20 protein-coding genes are annotated in these 24157 nt (G+C 50.2%); 13 read left to right on the top strand and 7 right to left on the bottom strand.

The features are described from left to right. Window positions 1-26 precede the first annotated feature (26 nt). Both psbM and H6F93_RS19285 read right to left on the bottom strand, forming a co-directional pair. Entirely contained in the window at window positions 27-140 is a 114-nt protein-coding gene (gene psbM, locus H6F93_RS19290; protein ID WP_190644443.1) for a photosystem II reaction center protein PsbM, read from the bottom strand. A gap of 150 nt (window positions 141-290) precedes the next feature. Continuing rightward, entirely contained in the window at window positions 291-587 is a 297-nt protein-coding gene (locus tag H6F93_RS19285) for a 2Fe-2S iron-sulfur cluster-binding protein (RefSeq protein WP_190644444.1), read from the bottom strand. A gap of 274 nt (window positions 588-861) precedes the next feature. Here H6F93_RS19285 and psbB point away from each other — a divergent pair, with 274 nt between their 5' ends. The 6 genes from psbB (at window position 862) to metK (ending at window position 7111) form a co-directional block, all read left to right on the top strand. Further along, a complete protein-coding gene (gene psbB / locus H6F93_RS19280) occupies window positions 862-2394 on the top strand; it encodes a photosystem II chlorophyll-binding protein CP47 (RefSeq protein ID WP_190684048.1) in 1533 nt (510 codons plus the stop codon). Window positions 2395-2576: 182 nt separating this feature from the next. After that, window positions 2577-2675 carry a photosystem II reaction center protein T gene (locus H6F93_RS19275; RefSeq protein ID WP_190644446.1) on the top strand — a complete coding sequence of 33 codons (99 nt, stop codon included), beginning with the start codon at window positions 2577-2579 and terminating at the stop codon, window positions 2673-2675. Between the two features lie 151 nt (window positions 2676-2826). Next, window positions 2827-3375 carry a transcriptional regulator NrdR gene (gene nrdR, locus H6F93_RS19270; protein WP_190684045.1) on the top strand — a complete coding sequence of 183 codons (549 nt, stop codon included), beginning with the start codon at window positions 2827-2829 and terminating at the stop codon, window positions 3373-3375. Window positions 3376-3896: 521 nt separating this feature from the next. Continuing rightward, the gene (locus tag H6F93_RS19265) at window positions 3897-4892 is read left to right on the top strand and encodes a 30S ribosomal protein S1 (protein ID WP_190644448.1); all 996 of its coding nucleotides are present in this window, start codon (window positions 3897-3899) and stop codon (window positions 4890-4892) included. A gap of 91 nt (window positions 4893-4983) precedes the next feature. Beyond that, on the top strand, window positions 4984-5739 hold the full coding sequence (locus H6F93_RS19260; RefSeq protein ID WP_190684042.1) for an HAD family hydrolase: 756 nt from the start codon (window positions 4984-4986) through the stop codon (window positions 5737-5739). Window positions 5740-5848: 109 nt separating this feature from the next. Then, on the top strand, window positions 5849-7111 hold the full coding sequence (gene metK / locus H6F93_RS19255; protein WP_190644450.1) for a methionine adenosyltransferase: 1263 nt from the start codon (window positions 5849-5851) through the stop codon (window positions 7109-7111). Between the two features lie 90 nt (window positions 7112-7201). Here the strand turns inward: metK and cutA are convergent, their stop codons facing one another. Beyond that, entirely contained in the window at window positions 7202-7543 is a 342-nt protein-coding gene (gene cutA, locus H6F93_RS19250; RefSeq protein WP_190684039.1) for a divalent-cation tolerance protein CutA, read from the bottom strand. Window positions 7544-7665: 122 nt separating this feature from the next. Here cutA and metH point away from each other — a divergent pair, with 122 nt between their 5' ends. Together metH and H6F93_RS19240 are read left to right on the top strand one after the other, a co-directional pair. Further along, window positions 7666-11280, top strand: coding sequence for a methionine synthase (gene metH / locus H6F93_RS19245; protein WP_190684033.1), 3615 nt, complete (start codon window positions 7666-7668; stop codon window positions 11278-11280). Between the two features lie 266 nt (window positions 11281-11546). Further along, window positions 11547-13715, top strand: a complete 2169-nt coding sequence (locus H6F93_RS19240) for a pentapeptide repeat-containing protein (RefSeq protein WP_190684030.1) — start codon at window positions 11547-11549, stop codon at window positions 13713-13715. 284 nt (window positions 13716-13999) lie between these two features. Here the strand turns inward: H6F93_RS19240 and H6F93_RS19235 are convergent, their stop codons facing one another. Both H6F93_RS19235 and H6F93_RS19230 read right to left on the bottom strand, forming a co-directional pair. Continuing rightward, entirely contained in the window at window positions 14000-14626 is a 627-nt protein-coding gene (locus tag H6F93_RS19235; protein ID WP_190644455.1) for a hypothetical protein, read from the bottom strand. Between the two features lie 126 nt (window positions 14627-14752). Continuing rightward, complete coding sequence (locus H6F93_RS19230; RefSeq protein ID WP_190644456.1) at window positions 14753-15079, bottom strand: YbjQ family protein; 327 nt, start codon at window positions 15077-15079, stop codon at window positions 14753-14755. A gap of 235 nt (window positions 15080-15314) precedes the next feature. Here H6F93_RS19230 and H6F93_RS19225 point away from each other — a divergent pair, with 235 nt between their 5' ends. The 5 genes from H6F93_RS19225 (at window position 15315) to H6F93_RS19205 (ending at window position 21559) form a co-directional block, all read left to right on the top strand. Further along, window positions 15315-16490 carry a tetratricopeptide repeat protein gene (locus H6F93_RS19225; RefSeq protein WP_206755749.1) on the top strand — a complete coding sequence of 392 codons (1176 nt, stop codon included), beginning with the start codon at window positions 15315-15317 and terminating at the stop codon, window positions 16488-16490. 15 nt (window positions 16491-16505) lie between these two features. Then, complete coding sequence (locus H6F93_RS19220; RefSeq protein WP_190684027.1) at window positions 16506-18305, top strand: alpha/beta hydrolase; 1800 nt, start codon at window positions 16506-16508, stop codon at window positions 18303-18305. Between the two features lie 262 nt (window positions 18306-18567). Then, complete coding sequence (locus tag H6F93_RS19215; RefSeq protein WP_190684023.1) at window positions 18568-19212, top strand: hypothetical protein; 645 nt, start codon at window positions 18568-18570, stop codon at window positions 19210-19212. A gap of 204 nt (window positions 19213-19416) precedes the next feature. Then, a complete protein-coding gene (locus H6F93_RS19210) occupies window positions 19417-20292 on the top strand; it encodes a creatininase family protein (protein ID WP_524537972.1) in 876 nt (291 codons plus the stop codon). Between the two features lie 28 nt (window positions 20293-20320). Further along, window positions 20321-21559 (top strand): NupC/NupG family nucleoside CNT transporter, encoded by a 1239-nt coding sequence (locus H6F93_RS19205; RefSeq protein ID WP_190684020.1) that lies wholly within the window; start codon window positions 20321-20323, stop codon window positions 21557-21559. 50 nt (window positions 21560-21609) lie between these two features. Here H6F93_RS19205 and lepB read toward each other — a convergent pair whose 3' ends face one another. Next, window positions 21610-22380 (bottom strand): signal peptidase I, encoded by a 771-nt coding sequence (lepB, locus tag H6F93_RS19200; protein ID WP_524537971.1) that lies wholly within the window; start codon window positions 22378-22380, stop codon window positions 21610-21612. 585 nt (window positions 22381-22965) lie between these two features. Further along, window positions 22966-23982, bottom strand: a complete 1017-nt coding sequence (locus tag H6F93_RS19190; protein WP_190684017.1) for a TOBE-like domain-containing protein — start codon at window positions 23980-23982, stop codon at window positions 22966-22968. Window positions 23983-24157 lie beyond the last annotated feature (175 nt).

Below are 24157 nucleotides of genomic sequence, written 5' to 3'. Positions count from 1 at the left end.
AAATTGTCAGTCAATCGATAAATCGATTAAGAACCTTTTCCTTCACGGCTAGCCGTTTGAATGTAAAGGATCAACAGAAAAACTGTTGGAACCAACACAAACAGAATAACGGCAACAAATCCTAAATCATTAACTTGCATTGAATCCAGCCCCTAAGCTCATTCAAAAAAGACAGACCTGACACAAGAATACCACCCAGTGAGTTTTGCATTTCGTCTATTCACTAAGCAGTGTTACAAAAACTAGGGGAGCAACCTCGTAGTCTACTCCCCTAGTTTTTGTCTATTTACTTATGGCTTTGTCTTCACACTCACTGGTCCGTTGACCACTACCTGACAGGCAAGCCGATAGGTTTCTGGCTTTTTTTTGAGCTTGCGATTTTCCACTTCGGTTCTAGGCGATAGGTTTTCCATCCCTTCTACAATTTCAACAACGCAGGTACCGCACTGCCCGTACCCACCACAATTCATCATCTTGCCCATGAAGGTGTAGAGGTCAATGCCATTTTCAAGGGCTTTGAACCTCAGGTTTGCACCGTCGGCAGCAATAACTTCCCGTTCTTCTTCGACAAACTTAATATTAGCCATACCGCTTCTCTTCCTTGCGCTTCGTATTCATAGCGCTTGCATTAGCTCCCCACACTGGTTACACTTCTACATACACTTTCATTTTTACAAGCTTATTGTCAAACTGTCGAAATTGTTCTGCCTTGGGTCTGAAAGGGCAGACAGCAGTAAGTCTTGGTTGGTTGGCTGGTATCTAATTTCTGATAGTCTTATCTCTGATAGGCTCATCAGTATTATTAGATGCCTTAATAAAATGCTGAAGGAAGCGTTGAAACATATAGGAGGAGCGTAGTCAATGGGACTACCCTGGTACCGAGTACATACAGTCGTCCTGAACGATCCAGGCCGATTGATCGCTGTGCATCTGATGCATACTGCCCTGGTAGCGGGCTGGGCTGGCTCGATGGCTTTATATGAGCTAGCTATTTTTGATCCCAGTGATCCCGTCTTGAATCCCATGTGGAGACAGGGCATGTTCGTTTTGCCATTTATGGCACGTCTAGGGGTTACCGAATCCTGGGGTGGCTGGAGCATCACTGGTGGTCCAGCAGTTGACACGGGTTTCTGGTCATTTGAAGGAGTTGCCGCAGCACATATCGTGCTTTCTGGTCTGTTGTTCCTGGCTGCCTGCTGGCACTGGGTCTACTGGGATCTGGAGCTGTTTAGAGACCCACGCACGGGTGAACCTGCACTTGACTTGCCCAAGATGTTTGGTATTCACCTATTTTTGTCTGGACTACTTTGCTTCGGGTTTGGTGCATTCCACCTGACTGGTCTATTTGGACCGGGTATGTGGGTGTCTGATCCCTACGGTTTAACGGGCAGTGTGCAACCTGTCGCTCCATCTTGGGGACCAGAGGGCTTCGATCCGTTTAATCCAGGTGGCATTGTAGCTCACCACATTGCGGCTGGTGTAGTCGGCATTATTGCAGGCTTATTCCACCTGACGGTGCGTCCACCTGAGCGACTTTACAGAGCATTGCGCATGGGGAACATTGAAACCGTTCTCTCTAGCAGTATTGCTGCTGTTTTCTTTGCTGCGTTTGTGGTCGCTGGTACCATGTGGTACGGCAGCGCTGCAACCCCAGTTGAGCTGTTTGGTCCAACCCGCTATCAGTGGGACAGCGGTTACTATCAGCAAGAAATTGATCGCCGTGTACAAGCCAGTGTGGCAAATGGTGAAAGTGTCTCAGAAGCCTGGGAAGGAATTCCTGAGAAGCTGGCGTTTTATGACTATGTCGGAAACAACCCTGCTAAGGGTGGCTTGTTCCGTACTGGACCCATGGACAAAGGCGACGGAATTGCTCAAGGTTGGTTAGGACATCCTGAATTCCGGGATGGAGAGGGCCGTCTATTGACAGTGCGTCGTCTTCCTAACTTCTTTGAAACATTCCCAGTGATTTTGACTGACAAAGATGGTGTTGTCCGGGCGGATATTCCGTTCCGTCGGGCTGAATCCAAGTACAGTTTTGAGCAAACCGGTGTCACGGTTAGCTTCTATGGTGGTGAATTGGATGGTCAAACCTTCAAAGATCCGGCAACTGTGAAGCGCTATGCCCGTAAAGCTCAGCTCGGTGAGCCGTTTGAGTTTGACCGTGAAACGCTGAACTCTGACGGTGTATTCCGTACTAGCCCTCGTGGTTGGTTTACCTACGGTCACGCGGTCTTTGCACTGCTCTTCTTCTTTGGACATATCTGGCACGGTTCTCGGACACTGTTCCGCGACGTGTTTGCTGGGGTTGATCCTGATCTGTCTGAGGAGCAAGTCGAGTGGGGCTTCTTCCAGAAAGTGGGTGACAAGTCAACCCGTCGGAAAGAGCCTGTCTAAAATCAAATCTTTTCTAGAATGGCGGGACAGCAGCAAAGCTAATGTCTCGCCATTCTAAAGATTCAAGAGAATGATTTGAGATGAGAGAGAATAGTTTTGTGTCGTTTGGGCTACAGCTTTTAACTTATTCTCTCTTTTGTCTGTAAACTATTAGGTGCTGGGCGAATAGGAACGCGAAAATTATGGAAAGTGTTGCTTACATCCTGGTTTTGGCTGGTGCGATTGGTGTTTTGTTTTTTGCGATCGCTTTCCGTGAGCCACCCCGGATTAACAAGGATTAGAGCATAGCGTGATAAATGTTCACATTCCAAGATCACAACTTAATTTAGCTTGGAAAGTGTATTCTCAAGTTGTGTTAGTAACCTGAGCCATCCTATAAAGGTTTGGCTCAGGTTTTGTTCTTAAATAGACGTATCCCTTTTGGGTTTTTCCATGCGGTGTCCATTCTGTCAATTTACAGATAATCGAGTTTTGGAATCTCGCTCCGCCGAGTCGGGGCAAAGCGTTCGACGACGGCGAGAGTGCTTGCAGTGCAACCGCCGATTTACGACCTACGAACGCATTGAATATGTTCCCATTACCGTGATTAAGCGAGGGGGCGATCGCGAATCTTTTGATCGTTCTAAGTTATTACGAGGGATCGTTCGCGCCTGCGAAAAAACTGGAATTGAGCAGGTTGCACTCGACAATATTGTGGATGAAATTGAGGCAGAGCTTCAGCAGCGGGCCTTGCGCGAAGTGCCTAGCAATGAAATTGGTGAACTCGTACTGCACCACCTACAAAGCTTAAATGAAGTTGCCTATGTGCGCTTTGCATCGGTGTACCGTCAGTTTCGCGGTATCCGAGATTTTGCAGACACCCTAACTCACCTGCAAGCATCCAGCGATACCAGCACAGACAATCATCAAAGCTCAACAATAGACTCCAACTTAAATCTTGAAGAAAGAGTAGAACCTCAGTCTTTTGTGACTCATTCATAGGTTCTAGCAGTGTACGCACAAATTCTCCTAGATTTTCCAAACGCTCTATTCTGGAAAATTTGAGAACTTTCAAAGTTCTTGCAATCGTGAGCTTAGAGTTGGAAGTCCCCCATCCTTGAGGCGTAGGGGTCGAAGCGCAGCGTTTTGATGCAGGTGAAACTTATATTTACCAGCACTTAATATTTGTTGAGAATCGTTCTTCTAGTCGTTTGAGCACCTAAAGCAGACGAGTTAGAATCACCCTTCCCTATTTCATCCGTAGGATTGCTCGTTCAGAAAAGCGAAATTTTTATCTCCGATTGATTGCTGGTTACTGAATCTCCCTAAATCCATTCAAAAGAGTATATCGAAGGGATTTAATTGGGTTATGATAGTTCGTCTAGGGTCAAATGCTGCTGAGATGCAAATCTCATACAATAAGAGCTATTAGGATGCTTGCTACAGATGCACATTTAGAGCAGTGCGTATGCATCAATAAGAGACCACTACCATTACGGAGAAACCACTAGGAAACAATTAGCATGGTCAATCAGGAAAAAATAGATATTGGCTTTACTCACGAAGACTTTGCCGCCCTTCTCGACAAATATGACTACCATTTCAGCCCTGGAGACATCGTCGCCGGGACAGTTTTTAGTCTTGAGCCGAGAGGCGCTCTGATTGACATTGGTGCTAAGACCGCTGCTTACATTCCAATCCAAGAGATGTCAATCAACCGGATTGATAGCCCCGATGAGGTGCTGCAATCCAATGAAACTCGCGAGTTTTTCATCCTGACCGATGAAAATGAAGATGGACAGCTTACCCTCTCTATTCGTCGCATTGAGTACATGCGAGCTTGGGAAAGGGTTCGTCAGCTTCAGACAGAAGATGCGACCGTTCGTTCTAACGTGTTTGCAACGAACCGGGGCGGCGCGCTTGTGCGAATTGAAGGACTGAGAGGATTTATCCCGGGTTCTCACATCAGCACTCGCAAACCCAAAGAAGATCTGGTGGGCGAAGAGCTGCCGCTGAAGTTTTTGGAAGTTGATGAAGATCGTAACCGTCTGGTGCTGAGCCATCGCCGTGCTTTGGTTGAGCGTAAGATGAACCGCTTGGAAGTGGGCGAAGTGGTTATTGGTACCGTGCGTGGACTCAAGCCTTACGGTGCATTCATCGATATTGGCGGTGTAAGTGGTCTACTCCACATTTCCGAGATTTCTCACGATCACATTGATACGCCTCACAGCGTCTTCAACGTTAACGACGAAGTCAAGGTGATGATTATTGACCTGGACGCAGAGCGAGGTCGGATTTCGCTCTCAACCAAGCAATTGGAGCCAGAACCCGGTGATATGGTGAAAAACCCTGACCTGGTCTACGACAAAGCTGAGGAAATGGCTGCTAAGTACCGTGAGCGCATGATGCAGCTCTCTCAACCGCAGTCAGAAGAGCCAGAAGAAGAGCCAGAAGAGGAAGAAATCGTCTTAGATGAAGACGTGTCAGCTGAGGAAGAACCAATTTTAGTGACTGAGTAGCTGCTAAAGCTGCCAAACTAGTGGGCTTCAAGGCATAATTTGGGGTGGTGCAGAGAATCTGTGCTACCCCAAATTTTTTGTCGGAGGTTGCTTGGTCACGATTCGCTGTAAAGACGCTACGTTCACTAATATTCAGGCGGTCATCTTTGACAAAGATGGAACGCTGGCTAACTCCGAGCTTTTCTTGCGGAACTTGGCGCATCGGCGATCGCGCCTCATTGACGCTCAGATTCCCGGTGTGCAAGAGCCATTGCTGATGGCCTTTGGGGTGGAAGGCGATCGCATCAATCCTGCTGGAATGATGGCTGTTGGCAGTCGCCGAGACAGTGAAATTGCCGCTGCTGCTTACATTGCTGAAACTGGACGCGATTGGATTGAAGCACTGAACATGGCTCACTCAGCCTTTATTGAAGCCGACCGCTCAATGCCACGAAAAGCTGATCACACGCCATTCTTTGAAGCTGGACGGGAGCTACTTCAAACGTTGACGGCAGCAAGGCTAAAGTTAGGCATTCTCTCGGCAGATACCACCCCTGGGGTTAAAGATTTTAGCGATCGATATCAGCTAAAACCCTACTTTCAGCTTCAAATGGGGTCAGACAAAGGATATAGCAAACCAGATCCTGCCCTCTTACAGGAAGCCTGTCGTCGTTTAGCGGTTAAGCCGGAAGCAACGCTAGTGGTGGGAGATTCCCAGGCTGATATTCAGATGGCTCGTGCAGCAAATGTTGCGGGCTGCATTGGAGTTACCTGGGGTTGGACAAGTCCTTTTGCCTTGGAGGCTGATGTCTTAGCTGGACTGTTTAGTGACATCCAGATCGCGATCGCCCAAACTCCGGTTCGGTGATCACCGAACAAGAAAACGCGCTATGCTATTTGTTCCGAATCCTAAGTATGGTAATCTCCATTCTTATCCCTATCTTTTTGTCCATCTAGCCTAAGAGAGGTCATTGCCCTTGTCTCGTCGCTACCTCTTTACTTCTGAATCGGTTACTGAAGGTCATCCCGACAAGATCTGCGATCAAATTTCGGATACCATCCTGGATGCTCTTCTGTCACAGGATGCTGCTAGCCGGGTTGCCGCTGAAGTTGTCGTCAACACAGGTCTGGTGCTGGTCACGGGTGAGATTTCATCCAAAGCTCAGGTTAATTATGTTGACCTGGTACGGCAGAAAATTGCCGAAATTGGTTACACTGACGCGATTAATGGCTTCTCTGCCCATAGTTGCGCGGTCATGGTTGCCCTGGATGCCCAGTCTCCTGATATTGCCCAAGGTGTTGACCAGGCTCAGGAAACCCGAGAGCAGAAGAGCGAAGAAGAGCTAGATGCAGTAGGCGCAGGCGATCAGGGCTTGATGTTTGGCTTTGCCTGCAATGAGACTCCAGAGTTAATGCCTTTGCCAATCAGTTTGGCACACCGCATTTCGCGCAAACTGGCAGCAGTTCGCAAAACAGGACAACTAACTTACTTGCGCCCCGATGGCAAAACTCAAGTGACAGTTGCCTATGAAGGGGGACGGCCTGTTGGAATCGATACAATTCTGGTTTCAACCCAGCACACTGCAACTATCGACGACATCACAGATGAGGCAGCAGTACAGGCTCGGATTAGAAAAGATCTTTGGGCACTAGTTGTACAGCCTGTTTTTGCAGATATCGATATCAAGCCAGACGAAAGTACTCGCTTCTTGGTTAACCCAACAGGCAAGTTTGTAATCGGTGGTCCTCAGGGCGATTCTGGATTAACCGGGCGCAAAATTATTGTTGATACTTATGGCGGCTATTCTCGTCATGGCGGTGGCGCTTTCTCTGGAAAAGATCCCACAAAGGTCGATCGCAGTGCAGCGTATGCAGCCCGGTATGCGGCAAAAAATATCGTGGCAGCAGGGCTAGCAGAAAAGTGCGAAGTTCAACTCAGCTATGCAATTGGTGTGGCTCGTCCGGTCAGCATCATGGTAGAAACCTTTGGTACTGGTACCATTGATGATGAACGCTTGCTTGAGCTAGTTAAAGAGCATTTTGAGCTACGCCCTGCGGGAATCATTCAGGAATTTAACCTGAACCGGCTACCGGGCGATCGCGACGGACGCTTCTATCAAGACGTTGCAGCTTATGGTCACTTCGGACGCACCGATCTAGACCTTCCCTGGGAGCAAACCGACAAAGCCGTTCTGCTCAAAGAAGCAGCATCTCACCTACTGTCAGGCGCAGCTGTGTAAAGGCTGAAGCCTATATCAATTAATAAGCTTTTGTTATGCGGGTTAAGCTCTCATAGCAAAAGCTTATTGATTTTTAGGACTACCGCCTCTCTATCCTTCTTTCACGGGCTGGGTTTGCTCAGCGATCCAATTTAGATAAGGCTGTGAACCTGCCAAAATTGGAAGAGCAATAATTTCGGGAACTTCGTAAGAGTGAATTTCGCGAATTTTGGCTTCCACGTCAGCAAATTGATTCAGGTCAGTTTTAATCATCAGTTGCCATTCTTCTTCCTGGTGAACCTTGCCCTGCCAGGTGTAGACCGACTGAATCGGCATGAGGCTCACACAAGCTGCAAGACGAGCTTGAATTAGGGTTTGGGCGATCGCCTCTGCCTCTGCCTTTGAAGCGGCTGTAACTAGCACTACCCCATATCGATTGAGATTCTGAGTCATCCTAAATTTTCAACAATTAGACAGCAAACATTGCGTATTTCCATCCTATGCTCAGCAGAAATGGGGTGAGGTTGATAATCTAGAACTTATCTGGATTTTCTGCCCAAAGGTCATTTCCCCTTATGACGACAAATTCTTTTCTTTCCCGCCTACATAGCCCCGATCGCCCTGTAATTGTGTTTGATGGGGCAATGGGTACGTCACTTCAGACACAAAACCTGACGGCTGAGGACTTTGGCGGCGCAGAATATGAGGGCTGCAATGAGTATTTGGTAGAAACCAAGCCCGGAGCGGTGGAACAGGTACACCGAGAATTTTTAGAAGCCGGGGCAGACGTGATCGAAACTGATACGTTTGGCGCTGCCTCTATCGTGCTAGCAGAGTATGACCTGGCAGATCAGGCTTACTCGCTCAACAAAAGAGCGGCTGAATTAGCAAAACGGGTCGCAGCGGAGTACTCTACGCCTGAAAAGCCGCGATTTGTCGCAGGCTCAATGGGCCCAACCACGAAGCTGCCGACATTGGGACACATCGACTACGACACGATGAAGGCATCCTTTGCAGAGCAGGCAGAGGGGCTGTTTGACGGCGGCGTAGATCTATTCATTGTGGAAACTTGCCAGGACGTACTACAAATTAAGGCAGCGCTGAATGCGATCGAGGAGGTCTTCCAGAAGAAAGGAGAGCGGCGATCGCTGATGGTTTCCGTGACGATGGAACTTCAGGGCACGATGCTGGTCGGCTCCGATGTCAGCGCCATGTTGTCTATTCTGGAACCTTACCCAATTGACATCCTGGGGCTAAACTGCGCTACTGGTCCCGATCGCATGGCAGAACACATTCGCTATTTGTCTGCTAATTCGCCCTTCGTCATCTCCTGCATTCCCAATGCTGGAATTCCTGAAAACGTTGGTGGACACGCTCACTACAAACTCACCCCTCTGGAACTGCGAATGGCTCTGATGCACTTCGTTGAAGATTTGGGTGTGCAAGTGGTTGGTGGTTGCTGTGGCACCCGACCCGATCACATTCGTCAGTTAGCAGAAGTTGCGCCAACGCTGACTCCGAAGCAACGGGAGGTTAGGGAGGCAGGGGTTAGGGAACAAGCTGCCATACCCCACACCCTACACCCCACACCCTATTCCCCCAACTACACCCCTGCTGCGGCCTCGATCTATACTGCTCAGCCTTACGACCAGGACAACTCCTTTCTAATTATTGGAGAGCGGCTGAATGCGAGTGGCTCGAAGAAGTGTCGGGATTTGCTGAATGCGGAAGATTGGGATGGGTTGGTGTCGTTGGCAAAAGCGCAGGTGCGAGAAGGGGCGCACGTTTTGGATGTCAACGTTGACTACGTTGGACGTGACGGGGTGCGCGATATGCGAGAACTGGTGTCGCGCCTGGTGACGAATGTGACGCTGCCGCTGATGCTGGACTCGACTGAGTGGCAAAAGATGGAAGCGGGGCTGAAGGTGGCAGGCGGCAAGTGCTTGCTCAACTCGACCAACTACGAGGACGGCGACGAGCGCTTCTTTAAGGTGTTGGAACTAGCGAAGCAGTACGGCGCGGGAGTCGTTGTCGGTACGATTGATGAGGAAGGGATGGCGCGAACAGCGGAGAGGAAATTTGCGATCGCCCAACGCGCCTACCGAGATGCTTTAGAGTTTGGCATTCCAGCTTACGAAATCTTCTACGACCCCTTAGCGTTACCCATTTCTACCGGGATTGAAGAGGATCGGGCGAATGGCAAAGCGACAATCGATGCAATCCAGCGAATTCGGGCAGAGTTACCGGGATGTCACATTGTTTTGGGCATTTCCAATGTCTCCTTTGGTTTGAATCCAGCGGCACGGATGGCGTTGAACTCGATGTTTTTGCATCTGTCGATGGAGGTGGGGCTAGATGCGGCAATTGTCAGCCCTAACAAAATTTTGCCGCTCGCCAAGATTGACCCCAAACCTCAGGAAGTGTGCCGTCAACTGATCTTTGATGAGCGTAAGTTTGAAGGGGATATTTGCGTTTACGACCCGCTAGCAGAGTTAACCACACTGTTTGAAGGGGCGACGACGAAGCGCGATCGCAGCCAAGACGAAAACCTGCCTGTGGAAGAGCGGCTCACCCGCCACATCATTGACGGTGAACGAATTGGGCTAGAAGAACAGCTCACCAAAGCGCTAGAAAAATACCCGCCCCTAGAAATCATCAACACCTTTTTGCTTGATGGCATGAAAGTCGTCGGTGAACTGTTTGGTTCCGGGCAGATGCAGCTTCCTTTCGTGCTGCAATCCGCAGAAACGATGAAAGCCGCCGTTGCTTACCTGGAACCCTTCATGGAAAAGGAAGATTCCAGTCAGGCAAAAGGCACCTTCATCATTGCCACCGTTAAAGGCGACGTTCACGACATCGGCAAGAATCTAGTCGATATTATCCTGTCGAACAACGGCTACAAGGTGATTAACCTGGGCATCAAGCAGCCCGTTGACAACATCATTGACGCCTACGAAACCCATAAAGCCGACTGCATTGCTATGAGCGGCTTGCTGGTCAAATCAACCGCCTTCATGAAAGAAAACCTGGAGGTATTCAACGAACGCGGCATCACCGTTCCTGTGATTCTGGGTGGCGCAGCCCTCACCCCCAAATTTGTCTACGAAGATTGCCAAAACACCTACAAAGGCAAAGTGATCTATGGCAAAGATGCCTTCTCAGATCTGCACTTCATGGACAAACTGATGCCCGCCAAAGCCCAGGCAAACTGGGACGACCTCCAGGGCTTCCTCAACGAAGTCAGTACGCCAGAAACCAGCGCACAACCCCAATCCCCTCCAACCCCTACCCCCCAGTCCCTAGCCTCTAGCCCCCAAACTCCTGAAGACACCCGACGCTCCGAAGCCGTTCCCCTGCTCACTCCCCCTGCTCCTCCCTTCTGGGGTACCAAAATCTTGCAGCCCACAGACATTCCCTTTGAGGAACTGTTTGCCTATCTAGATTTGCAGGCATTGATTGCAGGACAGTGGCAATTCCGCAAACCCAAAGAGCAGTCTCGTGAGGACTATGACCAGTTCTTAGCAGACAAGGTTTACCCAATTCTGGAAACCTGGAAACAGCAGGTTGTAGAGCAGAATTTGCTGCATCCTCAGGTGGTTTATGGCTATTTCCCTTGTCAGGCTGAAGGAAATTCGCTTCACCTATATGATCCGGCAATTCCTGTAGACGTATTGCAAAAAGGGGAATCGGAAGCAATTGCCACCTTCAACTTCCCGCGTCAGCGATCGCTCCGTCGTCTCTGCATTGCGGACTTCTATGCATCTAAAGAGAGCGGACTGATCGATGTATTCCCTATGCAAGCCGTCACGGTGGGTGAAGTTGCCACGGAATATGCTCAAAAGCTATTTGGCTCCAACCAATACACCCACTACCTCTATTTCCACGGGCTAGCGGTGCAGGTGGCAGAAGCAGTGGCAGAGTGGACTCATGCTCGAATCCGTCAGGAGTTAGGCTTTGCTGCTGAGGAGCCGGATAATCTGCGGGATATTCTGGCGCAGCGCTATCGTGGCTCACGCTATAGCTTTGGCTACCCGGCTTGCCCCAACATCCAAGACCAGTACAAGCTACTGGAATTGCTGGGGGGCGATCGCATTCATCTGCACATGGACGAAAGCGAACAGCTTTATCCAGAGCAATCGACGACAGCGATCGTAGCTCACCATCCAGTGGCGAAGTATTTTAGCGCTTAGGTATTGGGGATTAGGGATTGGCAATCCGTCTGTAGAGTAGTGGCAGCGGGCGAAGCATTCGGTCACAATCCCTGCTACTGACACAATTCTTTTGCGAATGCTTCGCCCGTACACCCAATCGTGCTTCTTTGCAAAACGGATTCCGCATAAGCAGCATTTCCAGGCGGAGCCTGAAAACGAGGCAAAAGATTCAGGAGAGACCTTCCTCTGCCGAAATTTTTATGCTATCGCTGTATCAAACAACAGCCTCTCCCTCCCTCGCCCCTATGAAAGCCAGCGAAGTTCTGAGCCGTTACGCTGCCGGAGAACGAGACTTTCGCCGCGCCAACCTGCGGGGGCAGTCGTTTAAGGGACAGGATCTCTCTGGGGCAGACTTCAGCGAGGCGGATATTCGCGGTGCAAACTTTGCTCAGGCTCAGCTACAGGGAGCAAACTTTACGCGGGCTACGGCTGGAGTGCAGCGACGCTGGCTGGTCGCTCAGCTCGTGCTTTCCTTGCTTCTTTCAATTCTGCTGAACTTTACCGCAACCCTTCTCAACGCAGTTTTTATTGCGATCCTCTTTGATTCCTCAACGATTGACGAAATTACCGTCATTCCAGGCATTACTCTCCTGGTGTTTGTTGGATTTGTATTTTTTGCAATTGCTCGTCAAGGATTCACGGCTAATGCAGTTAGCACGATTACAATAGCAGGCGCATTTGCAGTGGCAGGCGCATTTGCAGGCGCATTTGCGGGCGCAGGCGCAGGCGCAGTGGCAGTCGCATTTGCAGTGGCAGTCGCATTTGCAGGCGCAGTGGCAGTGGCAGTCGCGGTTGCATTTGCAGTGGCAGTCGCATTCGCATTTGCAGGCGCAGTCGCATTCGCGGTCGCAGTCGCAGTGGCAGTCGCATTTGCATTTGCATTTGCATTTGCAGTCGCATCTGCAGTCGCAGGCACATTCGCATTTGCAGTCGCAGGCGCAGTCGCATCCGCATCCGCAATCGCATCCGCATCCGCAGTCGCATTCGCATCCGCAGTCGCATTCGCAAGTCTGCTGCTGGGTCTCTATTGCAGTCGTCGTGCGCTCAAAGGCGATGAAAAGTTTGCCCTGCTTCGCAGCTTTGGTATTGCGTTTGCGGCTTTGGGCGGCACTTGCTTTGTTCAGGCTGACCTGACGGGCGCTAACTTCAACCGCGCCACGCTGAAAAGTACTAACTTTCGGGTGGCAACGCTGACTCACGTTTGTTGGCACACTGCCCAAAAGCTAGATCGAGCCAGAGTTGGCGATTCCATCCTGACCAATGCAGCCGTTCTCGACTTGCTCACCAGCCGCAACGGATACAAAAAGTCTTATGTCGATGCAAATCTGCGGGGCGCAAACCTGAATGGGGTCAACCTAAACGCCGCTAATCTGACATGGGCAGACCTGAGCGGTGCTACCTTGCAGCAAGCTAACCTGCGCGATGCCAATTTGCGCGAAGTCCTGGCGATTGGCATCGATTTCACCCAGGCTTACCTCACCGGAGCCTGCCTGGAAGCCTGGAACATTGACCACACGACCAAGCTCGATCAGGTGGACTGTCAGTATGTCTTTTTGCTAGAGCATCCCAACGAGTTGGGCAACCGCGAACGTCGCCCCCACGACCCGGATGAGCTTTTCAAACCCGGAGACTTTGAGAAGCTCTATCGCAAGATGATCAATGTGGTGCAAGTGCTGTTTCGCAATGGCATGAACAGTACTGCCTTTGCTGCGGCTTTCCAAGAATTGATGACAGAGCATCCCGACATCAGCCCTGACTCAATTCAGGCAATTGAGCGCAAGGGCAACGATGCTTTAGTCACCCTGGAAGTTGCTGATACGGCTGACAAAGCCGAAATTTCTCGCAGTCTACAAGCATCTTATGCCGACAAAATTCAACAGCTAGAAGCCAGAGTAGAGCAGCTACAGCTCCACGCCGCTGATCTGAAAGAAGTGGCTCTGGCACAGACCGCGCAAAAGGCACAGATTTTTAATCAACTCGTTGGAGGAGGTCAAGCCGTGCAGGAAACTCACGATTCTAGCCAAAACATCCATGTGGGCAGAGATTTGAACCTTACAGGTTCAACGCTCAACCTGGGCGAAATCAGTGGCAGCGTGACGAATACAATTAACCAGTTGCCGGATAGTGAGGATGGCGATCGCCCCACTCTAAAAGAGCTACTGACTCAACTGCAAGCGGCGATCGAAACCGACGCTGACCTGCCCAACCCTGACAAAGCCGACCTGCTAGAGCAGGTGCAAAACTTAGCAGCAGCGCAGCAAACCGAAGAACCCGCTCAGAAGGAGGGATTGGCGCGAAGGGCAAAGAAGATGTTTGAGGCGACTTTAAAGGGTTTACCAGAGACGGCAGAGATTGTAGAGGCGTGTAGCAAACTCTTACCGATGATCTTGCGGGTATTAGGGGTTCCAGTTTAAAGGGCGTAAACTCTGCTCATTAATATGTAGGGTGCGTTAGCGATAGCGTAACGCACCGAGTGGTGAATGATGCGTTACGGCGATCGCATAACGCATCCTACGAGATCTGTGCAGCAGCTATACGAAATCGTAAAGAAGCTAATCACTCCTTTAAAGCGTGAAGGGTAGCCCGGCAAAGCCACGCTACCCTTCACACAACACATCTATAGAAAAAGCACGTCTTACCCAAGTTTGTAAAACGTGCTAATGGAGAGACACCACAACTAAATCTGCGGTCTGTACCTCTAGCGTTCTACATACGTTGCAACGCGAGGAGTCCGAGTACCAGCCGAAGCCCCAATCAGGGAAGCGGCTAAGCTCAACAAAGAACCAATTACAAACGACCAACCTGCTTTAGCAGCGTTGCCTGCAATGTCGCGGGTTTCCTGAGGTGTTGTATTAGCTACACTGGGGTCAGGAACTTCTACACCACCGGCAGGCTGCACCTGATTAATGACTTCTCCAGCGTTAGACGCAACAATACCAAACAGTCCCGACACACCGCTGGTAAGCAGCCATGCGCTGAGCGCTAAAGTGGTTGCCCAAAGGATTGCACCATTTAGCAATCCAGTGTTGCGGTTCATGGGTCCGCAACTCCGAGCCATCACCCAGCTACCCAAAAATAGCGAGATTAATAAACTGATGACTGTCCAGATGCCAACAGCGGTGCCCACCTCTCCAGCAGCACTGTTAGGTGCGTTTGAACCTGCAAGCGTCGTTAGACCGATCGCCGCTCCAAGCGCACTCAAAATCAACTGTGAGACTAAGGCAATAACCAGACCAGCAAGGATGGGACCCCATCTAACCCGGTCATGATAATCTGTGGCTGCAACAACAGGCTCTACTACACCGGGCCGATTTGCATATGTCATACAAGTGAACTCCCTTGCCAATTCGTTTTTCTAGCAGTTATCTGAGCCTCTACTTTAGGATCAGTCCACTGCTCTTTTTCTCTCCCCTGAGGGGAGGTCACTGCTCTTTCGGAAGGGAGAATTCTATTAGCGCAGCCGGACGGCTGTTCCGGTGGCGGTAATCAGCAACAGGGCTCCAGTTTCGTCAATGTTAATGGTGCCTGTATCTATTTCGATACCGATGACTGCATTGGCACCTAGTCGCTCAGCACGTAGCCCCAGTTCGGCGATCGCCTCTTGCTGCCCCTTTTCAAACACTCGCTCGTAGCTGGCAGTGCGCCCTCCAATGATGTCGCGAATTCCAGCAAAAAAATCTCTCAGCGCGTTGCTGCCGTAAACCACTTCTGCCGTGACGACTCCCAGGTAAGATTCGACCACTGCTCCCTGAATTACGTCAGTTGTTGATAAAATCATTCCCTTGCCCTCTCACAAGATTCTTTCATGACACTACCATTCTGCGATCAGACAACGATCAAGCGGATCAAATCATGCTCGGGAGTCAAGGTCTTGTGTCTGGATATGTTTCTCGGTAGATTTCTGTTCTAGAAATCCGTTTAACCTGTCATCGTAAATGAGTCCTGATCTGGTTTTCAGATCGCTGTAGCTAATCAACAAAGTAAACAACGGTAGGAAATGCGCGGGGTTGGCTGTGAATAAGCAAGCTGTGAATAAACAAGCTGTCGGTGGTGCCATCTGTCAAGCCATAAATTGGCCACGATCGGCTGCATTGATGACATTGACAGCCAGTGTAGTCATGTCAGGGCTGTTGGGGGCGATCGCTCAACCCACTCAAGCTCAGGTACAGGGTCGGCAAACGCAGGGTGTTCTGCTGGCGCAAAATAATAATCGGCAGCTTAATGACCTGCTGCGGCAAGGGCGGCAACAGGTTAATGCAGGAGATTATGCAGGAGCACTGGCGACCTATCAGCAAGCTGCTAGCATCGACCCAGAAAATGCCCGCATCTTCTCAGGAATCGGCTACTTGCAGGCGCGGCAAAATAACTACCAGGAGGCGGCAACGGCTTATCAGCAGGCGATCGCCCTGGACAATGATAATGCCGCTTTTTACTACGCCCTGGGTTACAGCCTGGCAAATCTGGAGGACTACAGCGGAGCTGCCGAAGCATACCGCCGAAGCACTCAGCTAGAACGCAACAACGTTGATGCTTACCTCGGCTTGGGGGTTGTACTAGTTCGGCAAGAAGACTATGAAGGCGCACTGCAAGCCTATCAGCAGGTAGCAGCTTTGAACCCCAACAATGCAGTCGTGTTTGAGTCAATGGGGTCTGTGCTAATTCAGCAAGAACGGTATACAGAAGCAGTGGAGACCCTCCGACGGGCCTTGCAGCTCAACCCGCGCCGGGGCAGTATTCAGCTAAATTTAGGGGTAGCTCTGGTAAATTCAGGTGACCTTGCGAATGGACTAACCGCTTTTGAACAAGCCGCTAGCCTGGAACCGCGCAATGCTCAAATTCACTTGCAAATTGGTGACATCTTTAGGGCTCAAGGAAATTTAGACCAGGCGCTTGCGTCCTATCAGCGGGGTGCTTCAGCAGAACCAAATTCACCAGAGGCACAAGCCCTGATCGGCAGCGTTCTGTTGGAAAAGGGAGATTATCTGCGGGCGATTGTGGCGTATCGGCGGCTGGTCGAGCTTGCCCCTCAAAATCCAGAAGGATTTTATGAGCTAGGGTTGGCGCTGCAAGGGCGCGATCGCACTGACGAAGCGATCGCCAATTTAGAACAGGCACTCACGCTCTATCAACAGCAAAACAATGCCGAAGGCGTGGCAAAGGTAGAAGAAGTGCTGGATGAAATTCGCTAAGTTGGATAGAAACCCATGAGCGTTGAGCGCTGCTACACTTCTGAATCCCTACCGTTTCGGTGGAAAAACGCCGAAGCCAGTCAGGTCGATCAGCGCTGGCTCGGCGGCATCATTCGCAACTCAGCCCCCTTCTCAGACTGGTGGACAAAGGCTCGTATCGTGCAGCTTGCCTATAGGGCTGAGTATGGGGCTGATGCCAGAACCTATGCAGGCAAATCGACTGAAGCAGCGATCGCTGAAGCGCTCCATCAGGAATTGCTGATCTACTGCCAGCTCCACAATGACTTTCAGAATCTGGGTGAATGTCACGAAAAATATCCTGGTTTCTGCCAAGAAGTAAACGAAGCGTTTGTGATCAAAACCCTGAATAGCTGGAAGCAAAAACAGTTTACTCAGGCAATCAGTCGTAACTTTGAGGTGTATGGCGATCGCCAGAATCCTCACGTCTACTTGGTCGTCAGCACTGCTTCTGTATCTTTGAAGGTCGAACGGCGGCTACCGCCCAACCATCGCTTTCGCCCCCTGTTCAACATAGACGAGCTAGCTCGGACAATTCAGAAACAGAATGTCAACACGCTGACCCTGCGGACTCATGGCTATGCCACCCCCGCTAAGGGCTTTTATGACGGCTTTGCTGAGGAGGCAGATGCCTTGCAAGGCACCAACACGATTTCAGCGCAGCATCTCTACGTCGGCTATCACTGGCCCAGCGAACAGCCCTTCTTTAACCTGGGGCTGCTCAAAGACCTGGTTAGCAATGTTGGAATTTTGCTCAAGTTTGTCGGCAGTCTTTTTGTCATCAGTTTGCTGCCCAGCCTCCTTTTGGCATTGCTCTATGATCTAGTTTTGCCCTTACAGGTTCGCTGGTATTGGACTTTTCCAGTCATTGTATTTGTGCTGTGGCTACTTGCTTTTGGGCTGTTGCGGGCAGTTGTCTATCAGCGCGATCGCTATCGAGCCGTTCACTATGGTGCGCCTGATTTAGCAGAGTTTTTTTGGCGGCTCGATCGGGTTCTCAAGCAGCTTCAGGCCCCTGCGGCTTCCCTGAAAGAGTCGGTTGACTTACCCAAAAGCATTCGCACTAAAGTTAACCTGGTCGGACACAGCATGGGTGGTTTAGTTGTCGTCAACACCCTGCGCGTCCTGTCCGATCGCTTTGGTAAAGACGATCGCGCCACCGAGCAAGAAAAGCAAATGGGCGAATGCTTGGATTTAGGCAAGCTGATCCTGGCATCTCCAGACATTCCGCTAGAGCTAATTCAGGAAGGCAGAAATAACTACGTCCGCTCGGCAATTCGGCGCTGTGAGCAAATTTACCTGATGTCGAGCGATCGCGATATCGTCTTGCGCTACCTCTCAATCTTGAGCAACTGGTTTACCGAACCCAGCATTGAAATGTCAGGTTTGCGCTTGGGCAATATCTACCTCAGACGAGCCAACAAACCAAAGGATATGCTGTGGATTCGCAACGCGCTGCTCTCCAGACGGGCAGTCGAAGCAACGTCTGCCTATGACTTGTTTGAAAGCTTCAATTATCTCGACTGCTCCAGAATGGTGGGTGTGAATGCGATCGGGCTGGGGTTAAATCCATTCACAGCCCTGCTGATCGATTTGGGAAACATCCTGCCTTATCTGCTGGGCAAGATTGATGTACACGGTGGCTACTTTCGCACTTACGCGCCGACCTTCAAGTTCTTGCAATTCCTCATGCAAAATGACAATCCTTCTGAGGCAGAGATCCGTCAGGAGCTGGAGCGATGTGACCCCCATGACCAAATTCTGCTTTTGCCCCAGCGCTCAATGGGTGATGACTAACGGTTGATGGCTGATAGGCAATGGAACTTCAACCCAGAACTAGTGGCTCCAACTAAATTAATTTTTTTTGCGATCGCCTGTCTAAATTGTCGGAAAATCCTGGTGAGGTAAGAATAGAGCAGAGTATGGTGTTAGTATTTATCCTGCATCTACTCGGTTGACTTTATGCATCAGGTCAGGTTTAGTCGAGGGCTGGGTCAAGGGGTGAATAGAGTATCTGGTTTCGTTGCCGTAGTTTAACCGCAGCAAAATTATCAAAACCATGAGCGATACTACGGCGTTTTTAGCTGGCTGTGCGGTCACAGGATTCGCAGCAGTGTTGTTGCTACGAGCAGGTTTGCCGTTTTCGTCCCCCACTGAGATGCAGTCTTCTCCGGCTGTGACAGAGCAGCAGTCGCCATTACCCGTTCCCCCTTCAGCTAGCGGGCTAGGAGATTCTGATAGTTCTCAGTTGCAGCGAGAATTAGACCGACAGCGGGCGATCGCCGATGCTCTAGAAGACAAGCTAGACGATCAGGAAACGACCATCACAAGGTTAGAGTCGCGCCTGCAAAACCAGGAAGACGAGATTGAGCAAGTCCTGGCTCAGCTTCAAGAACAACAGCAATCTGTTGCAGATATTACGACTCGACGAGCAGATGAGACTTCTCTAGATCAAAACTCCTCTCAGTCGGGTGTCCTCTGGATGGTGGGCGGTTTAGTGTTGGTGCTGATCGTAGGCGGCAGCGTCGTCTTTATTTGCGTCATCATTGTGTTGCTCTTACCCCAACGCCAGCCACCTCGAAACACCACTCACATCATTCATCAGCCCAACATTCCCCCCTCCTATCCCTACGTTGAGCAGCAGTTCTTACCACCTGCCCAACCTAGAACCCGACGCACCGATTACATCGACTACAACGGATAATTGGGTTACTGATTCTGAAGCATTAAGGGTGAAACCTGAAGGTTTCGCTCTCAATCTTGATTGCATTGATTGCAGTAGATGACTGAAGTGACGTTTCGCTACAGTCTGAAGTCACCTCGACTTTGTAGAATACGAGCGTGAGCGTTACTGAATGTGGGTATGATTTACGGATCTTGATCCCCTCTGTAGGGGCATGGTATTGCCATGCCCCTACGAAATTCATACATCACATCAGCAATGCCCGATTGTGACTACGGGGACTGTATGCATAGCTTTATTCCACCTAACAGGTTCTTTCCATATCTCACCTGGACTGAGGTTCAAGCGATGCCCGACAAGGCAAATGTGGTGTTGCTTCAACCCGTGGGGGCGATCGAGCAACACGGCCCGCATCTGCCGCTGATCGTGGATGCCGCAATTGGGGTAGCGGTCTTGGGAAAGGCCTTAGAAAAACTGAATTCTGAGATTCCTGCCTATGCGTTGCCGCCGCTGTATTACGGCAAATCCAATGAGCACTGGCACTTTCCAGGAACGATTACCCTGAGCGCTCAAACCTTAATCGCGACTCTGACTGAGGTTGCTGAAAGCGTGTATCGTGCGGGGTTTCGCAAACTGGTGCTGCTTAACTCCCACGGTGGACAGCCTCAAGTCATAGAAATTGTGGCGCGAGATTTGCACCAGCAGCACGAAGATTTCATGGTATTTCCCCTATTTACCTGGCGAGTGCCTCACTGTGCAAGTGAGTTTCTTTCGCCCAAGGAAAAAGAACTGGGCATTCATGCAGGTGATGCCGAAACGAGCCTGATGCTCTCGATTTTGCCCGACCAGGTACAAATGCAGAAAGCGGTAGCAGAGTATCCTCATGGGTTGCCCGAAGAGAGTTTACTCAGCATGGAAGGAAAATTGCCTTTTGCCTGGACGACTCGTGATCTAAGCCAGAGTGGCGTGTTGGGCGATCCAACAGTGGCAACTAAAGAAAAGGGCGATCGCCTGCTTGACTCCGTATCTGACGGTTGGGTTCAGGTCATCCAAGATATATACAAATTTCAGCAGCCATCTGCCTGGAAAGGAAAATACTAAGCGGGACATCTACCACTACAGAAAGCTTATGGAGCGTCTCATTTCACTGTTCGGGCTGCTCATTTTCATTGCGATCGCCTATTTGTTTTCGACCAATCGGCAAGCTGTACGCTGGCGGCCCGTGCTGTGGGGAGTTGCGCTACAGCTATTTTTTGCCCTATTTATCCTCAGAACTCCTGTTGGCTTTGCCATTTTTGAATTCATCGGCAATTTAGTGACGCAATTCCTCAACTTTTCCGATGCAGGCGCATCCTTTGTCTTTGGTGAAAACTTTGAAGATTTCTTCTTTGCCTTCAAAGTTTTGCCAACTATCATCTTTTTCTCCGCCTTCATTGGTGTGCTTTATCACTACGGCATCTTACAGCGCGTCGTCCAATGGATTGCCTGGTTGATGATGCGAACCATGCGAACCTCGGGTTCGGAATCGCTCTCAGCAGCAGGCAATATCTTTGTCGGGCAAACCGAAGCACCGCTGCTGATTAAGCCTTACGTTTCTTCCATGACCCAGTCAGAGCTACATGCTGTGATGACGGGTGGGTTTGCGACCATAGCAGGTGGCGTACTGGCAGCCTACGTTTCCTTCGGTATTCCAGCAGAGCACCTGATCGCCGCATCCGTGATGTCTGCCCCCGCTGCTCTGGCAATTTCTAAGCTGCTTTACCCCGAAACCGAAGATTCACCAACAGCGGGCGATATCAAGATAAAAGTCGAGCGTACATCTGTCAATGTAATTGATGCCGCTGCAAGTGGAGCGATCGACGGCTTAAAGCTTGCCCTCAATGTTGCCGCCATGATCATTGCATTTTTGGCCCTGCTGGCAATGTTTAATGCTTTGTTGGGCTGGTTGGGCAGTTTAGTTGGTCTGTCCAACCTTTCCCTGGAGCTGATTCTCGGCTACCTGCTAGCCCCGATCGCCTGGCTAATGGGCGTTCCTTGGGCAGATTGTCTTCAGGTAGGAGCCTTACTGGGTAAAAGGACGATTCTGAACGAATTCATTGCTTATCTAGACCTGAGCGAACTGATTGGCGCAGGTGCCAGTTCCGCAGGCACAGAGGCAACCGCCACCATTTCAGAACGAGCCGCAATCATTACCACCTATGCCCTCTGCGGTTTTGCCAACATCGGCTCCATTGGCATTCAAATCGGGGGCATTGGCGGAATTGCTCCCGATCGCCAACATGATCTCGCTCGCTTAGGCGTTCGAGCCATGATTGGAGGCACGCTAGCTTGTTTTATGACAGCAGCGATCGCTGGAATGCTTTTGTAAAAAAGTTAATTTTTCATCCGCTTCCCGCACGAAAGCTAACCTTTAAAATCCTACTCCCGATACTCCGGCTCCGGTCCTAACTCTCCAACTCGTCCGGGTGGCCAAAAGCGCACAGCAGCTCTGCCGATAATGTTCTCTCGTGGAACGTAGCCCCAGAAGTGGCTATCGTAACTGTTGTTGCGGTTATCACCTAGAACCAGGTAAGAATCTTCGGGCACGACTTCTGGACCCCACTGATACTCTGGTTCAGCAGCGATGTAGTTTTCTCGCAGGGCTTGTCCGTTTACATAAACTCGCCCTCCACGAACCTCAATAGTTTCTCCCGGTAAACCAATGACCCGTTTAATGAACGCGTCTTTCATCGAGGGGTTTTCTTGTTTCAGCCGATCTGTCGGCCAAAACACCACAATGTCTCCCCGCTCAGGATTACTAAATCGATAGCTGACTTTCTCCACGATCAGGCGATCGTTGACTTCCAGGGTTGGCAGCATCGATTCAGAAGGAATATAGCGGGCCTCTGCCACAATTTGACGAATCCCAAAGGCTAGAATTGCACTCAGTCCAATCGTCTTTAGCCCCTCTATCCAGGGATTTTCTGCGACTTTGTGATGTCCCCCCGGTGGCTCGAGAGCAACTGGTAACTGTGAGCCATCTGCCTCTGATGGGCTGATGGGAACAGGCTGATTAGTTACAGGATGAAGCTCGGCTTCTGGATTGGGGTTGTGGTCGGATGGAGTAGGCATTGAGGGCTCTAAACTATTAGCACCGTTGTGTTCACTGTGGTCAAAGTTATCAGGCACGGATTGCTGAAAACGGGTCATAAACTGTACTAGCCACAAAAATATAGCGATTTTAGGCACTAAGCTGCAGGTTTTAGGTTGAATCAGGATTTTAGCCTAGTAGTTAGAGATTGCCTTGACCAGAATTTTGATTAGAACGTTAGAAAATTGGTCTTATAACTACTTTGTCTCTACTTCAACTGTACAAACAAATTTGACTACTCGTAGAAACTATAGCTAATCATGTCTAGTGTTACCCATCTGTTATTACCCATCTATTGATTCGTCATGCCCAGATTTTGCTGCCAGGTGGTGAGTTTTTGCTGAGAGAGATGGAGGTTCGCAATCGCCAAATTACTCGCATCGCTCCAGACCATCTCTAGAACTATCTACGGGGGAGAGATCGCCCGTCCAGGAAATTGACGCACCGGGTCTGAGTTTGTTGCCAGTAGTGCTCGATCCCCAGGTTCACTTTCGCGAGCCTGGTCTGGAACATAGAGAATACTTGTTTACTGCAAGCTGTGCTTGTGCTAAAGGGGGCGTAACTTCCTGTCTGGAGATGCCTAACACACGACCGCTGACTACAACTTAGGCTGCACTGGACGACAAATTGCGTCGAAGCCTTCATCAGATTGAGTAATATAGCGGGAATGCCTTAGCTTCTTTGGGTTTCACAAAAACTCGCTGCTGTGGCTCTAGTTTGAGTTGGTCAAAGCGATCGCGAGTCAAATGAGCCGTGACGACCTGTCCGTCGTCCAGCGCTAACTCTGCTTGCACTTCCCAACCCAGATGAATCAGGCGAGTGACTCTGGCGGCAACGGTGGTGCCGTTAGGCTGCGTTTCGATTAGTACGTCTTGAGGACGCAGAAAGACCTCTGGGTGAGCCGAGTCAAACCCATTCCCCTGGAAAATATGGGAGGTGCTGGGCAACACATTAACCGGACCAATAAAGCTCATCACAAAAGCGCTAGCCGGATTGTCATAGATCTGGGCGGGGCTACCCACCTGCTCAACCTTGCCTTTATTCATAACCACGAGTTCATCCGAGACTTCCATCGCCTCTTCCTGGTCGTGGGTAACGAAGACGGTCGTCACGTGGACTTCATCATGCAGACGACGCAGCCAAGCCCGTAGGTCTTTTCGCACTTTGGCATCAAGTGCCCCGAAGGGTTCGTCAAGCAGCAGCACTTTTGGCTCCACAGCTAGCGCTCTTGCCAGAGCAACCCGTTGACGCTGACCGCCAGAGAGCTGAGAGGGGTAGCGATCGCCCAACCCCGCCAACTGCACCAACTCCAGCAATTCTTCCACCTTTGCTTTGACTTTCGCCTTGGGTGTTTTGCGAATCTCCATGCCAAAAGCGATATTCTTACGCACGGTCAGGTGCTTGAACAAGGCGTAATGCTGAAACACAAAGCCAATGTTGCGGTCCTGAACGGTTTCATGGGTCGCGTCTCTACCCGTGAGAATGACTCTGCCTGTGTCGGGTTGTTCTAACCCAGCAATCAACCGTAGCAGCGTAGATTTGCCTGATCCTGAAGGCCCAAGCAGAGCGACCAGCGATCCGGTCTTGATTTCTAAATCAACTTGATCGACCGCTTGAAAGCTGCCAAACTGCTTTGAAACATTCTCAATAACAATGCCCACTGCAACCAGACCTCATGCTGAAGGGAAATGACCTTGATAGCAGCAAATTATCAGCACTTCATCTCAGTCCTTAAATTTGATGCTACTGTCTCACGCTCAACGATCCCCAGCTACTTTATAAATTTACTGTAGATTTATACCACAAATTCTTATATCTAAACGGTGAATCCGTTAA

Source organism: Leptolyngbya sp. FACHB-671 (assembly GCF_014695745.1).
GTDB lineage: Bacteria > Cyanobacteriota > Cyanobacteriia > Elainellales > Elainellaceae > JAAUTN01.
This window is presented reverse-complemented; position numbering and strand designations above follow the sequence as displayed.